A 1,593-nucleotide genomic window follows, 5' to 3' on the forward strand; every position below is an offset into this window, starting at 1 on the left:
CCATTTCTATTTTGACTCATCTTATTAAAGAGTTTTTGAATATTATAAGCAAAGCTCAAAAGTGCAAATTCAGTTTTAATATTATTTTTTCCTCTTGATAAAAATCTTCTAAAACCATAATCTTGTTTTAATACTCCAAAAGCTCCTTCGACCTGAATAGATCTATTCATTCTTAATAACTTTCCTTTTTCAGTCGAGATATTTTCTAATGAAGTTTTACGTTTTTTTACAAAATCTTTTGATACATGTAGGCGTTTATTTCCTTTTGCTTTAGTACATTTACTTTTATAAGGACACTCATTACAGTTTTCACTTTCGTAAATTGTAACATTGGATTTATAGCCAGATTTAGAAGTTTTTATTTTACTTGATATAGGTACTAATTTATTGCCATATGCACATATATAATAATCATTTTCTTCATCATAAATCATATTTTCTCTTTTACTTATATCAACTTTAAACTTTTTATTTTTTGATTTCTCGTAGTTTTGAGGCTTTATGTATGATTTTTGATTATGTTTTGATAAGTACATATAATTTTCTTCACTTTCGTAGCCGGCGTCAGCGATAACATTTTCAAATTTCTTTGGTAAATCTTTTTCTAGTTTATCTAAGAAGGGTATAAAAGTTAATTGATCTGATCTTTCACTAGAAATATCTATACCAACAATATATTCACCCTCTACCCCTATTTGAATATTATAACCAGGTTTTAATTGGCCGTTTTGCATATGGTCATCTTTCATATGCATGAAAGTCGCGTCTTTATCTGTTTTAGAGAAGCTATTACGACCATCAAATATACTATTATAGTTATCATATTTGATTTGCTTTTCAATAAATTCTTGAATACTCTCATAGTATTTTTGAAGTTTACTTTTTCTTTTGCCTTTCCCATAAACAAATTCAGTAGAATTTTCTTTTTTTATATTTTCTAATTTATCAAGTATCTTACTAGCATAATCAACAGATATTTTTTGATCAATGTTAGCAATTCTAATATCTAAATTTTCATGTATTTCTTCAAAAGTTTTTTTGATTTTTTCTTGTAGTTTAGATTCAAACTTATCAGTTGCTTTCTTCCATACAAAAGTATATTTATTGGCATTCGCTTCGATTTTAGTCCCGTCAATAAATAAATTTTCATATCTAATCTCATTCATTTCTCCAAGCTTTGCAATAAGTTGATTAAACAAATCTGATATACATCCTTGTAGGTGTTTACTCCTAAATCGTGCAATGGTATTATGATCCGGAGCCTTTTGCCCTTGCAAAAGCCAAATGAAATTTATATCTCTTTTACAAGCTTTTTCTAAATCTCTTGAAGAATATATTTTATTCATACATCCATATATTAATATTTTAAATAAGATGGCAGGGTCGATTGCTGGATTTCTACCTAATGTAGAGTATGTTTTATATAAATCTGTAAAATCTAATCCCTCCGTAACTTCAAATAGCAATCTTACTGAATCATCTTCACTTGGTATAAAAGGAACCTGTAATGCAAATCCTATTTGTTGCATAGGAATCACATTTTTTGTGAAGTTTTTCATATTATTACTATGCGCAAAAAAGGAAGTTCAAATT

At 27.4% G+C, this 1,593-nt stretch carries 1 protein-coding gene; it reads right to left on the reverse strand.

Annotated elements, in window-relative coordinates:
• On the reverse strand, positions 1-1,559 hold a 1,559-nt coding region (locus tag ARA56_RS16210; RefSeq protein WP_055268520.1), incomplete at its 3' end, for an IS1182 family transposase.
• Positions 1,560-1,593 lie beyond the last annotated feature (34 nt).

Source organism: Clostridium disporicum (assembly GCF_001405015.1).
In the GTDB taxonomy this organism is placed as follows: Bacteria; Bacillota; Clostridia; order Clostridiales; family Clostridiaceae; genus Clostridium; species Clostridium disporicum_B.